This is a genomic window from Pseudomonas sp. FW305-3-2-15-E-TSA4, assembly GCF_058787295.1.
This window is the reverse complement of the sequence record NZ_JBYSZP010000042.1, coordinates 1-1,246: the sequence shown is the minus strand read 5'-3', so window position 1 is coordinate 1,246 and position 1,246 is coordinate 1. Positions and strand designations below refer to the sequence as shown.

The following is a 1,246-nucleotide window of genomic DNA, read 5'->3' as shown; positions in this document are numbered from 1 at the left end:
TGAACTGGCCTAATGATTTTGGACACCTCAATCGGGCGCTATGATGGCGCCCAAATCTGAGGTGTTTGGATATGCGTAAATCTTATTCAAGTGAGTTCAAACTCAAGGCTGCCAGCATGGTGCTGGACGAGGGGCAGTCGGTTCCCGAGGTCTGTGCCAGTTTGGATATTGGCCCTACGGCCTTACGCCGCTGGGTCGATCAGGTTCGCAAGGAACGCTTGGGCTCGACTCCGGTGGGAGCCAAGGCGATCACCGCGGATCAGCGAGAGATTCAGGAACTTAAAACCTTGCTCAGGCAAAAAGACCGGGATATCGAAATCCTAAAAAAGGCCAGTGCTCTCCTGCTTTTGGACGCCAAAGATCACTCTCGTTGATCTGTGAGCTGGGCGAGCAGTACGGCGTTAACGATTGCTGTCGTGTATTCGGAATAAACCGCAGTAGCTTTTACGCATGGCGTCAGCGCCAAGGCAAAGTGAGCCCTAAGCGAGAGCAGCTCAAGGCCATGCTGGTCAAGCACCACAAGGCGTCGAGAGAGTCTGCGGGCGCTCGTACCTTGGCTAAACAGCTGCAAGCCGGCGGGCATGATGTCGGGCGGTTCATGGCTCGCAGCTTGATGCGAGAAGCAGGCATTGTCAGCCGTCAACGCCGGCGCCATAAGTACAAGTCACCCGGCGTGGAAGCGTTGGTGGCACCGCATGTGCTCAAACGCAAGTTTGATGTTACGGCGGTCAATCAGGTGTGGTGTGGGGACGTGACGTACATCAAAGTCGGCAAGCGCTGGCTGTATTTCGCGGCGGTTCTGGACTTGTTCGCTCGCCGGATCGTGGGCTGGTCGTTTTCGATGATCTCCGATGCCACGCTGACCTGCGAAGCCCTGCGGATGGCGATTGAACTACGCGGTCGCCCAAAAGACGTACTGTTTCACTCCGACCAAGGTTGCCAGTACACCAGCCATAAATTCAGAAATGAACTGCTGGAACATGGACTCCGGCAGAGCATGAGCCGTAAAGGCGAATGCTGGGACAACGCTGCGATGGAGCGTTTCTTTGGAAGTTTGAAATCAGAGTGGGTGCCAGAAGCAGGCTACGGATCGGAACACGAGGCCCGAGCGGATGTGCAGCGCTATGTATCGCGCTACAACATCACCAGGCCACATAGCTACAACGACTATCGGTCACCAGTCGCCAAGGAGAAGTTGGCGGCGTGAAACCTTAATCAGTGTCCAAGATTACTTGACCAGTTCAGC

The 1,246-nt window shown here is 55.3% G+C and carries 2 protein-coding genes; both read left to right on the top strand.

The window, feature by feature from the left end; genetic code table 11:
* The first annotated feature begins 71 nt into the window (after positions 1 to 71).
* A complete protein-coding gene (locus AC3WMV_RS28305) occupies positions 72 to 374 on the top strand; it encodes a transposase (RefSeq protein WP_256584970.1) in 303 nt (100 codons plus the stop codon).
* A complete protein-coding gene (locus AC3WMV_RS28300) occupies positions 371 to 1,207 on the top strand; it encodes an IS3 family transposase (RefSeq protein ID WP_256584971.1) in 837 nt (278 codons plus the stop codon). Before AC3WMV_RS28305 ends, AC3WMV_RS28300 begins: the two co-directional genes overlap by 4 nt.
* Positions 1,208 to 1,246: the final 39 nt, after the last annotated feature.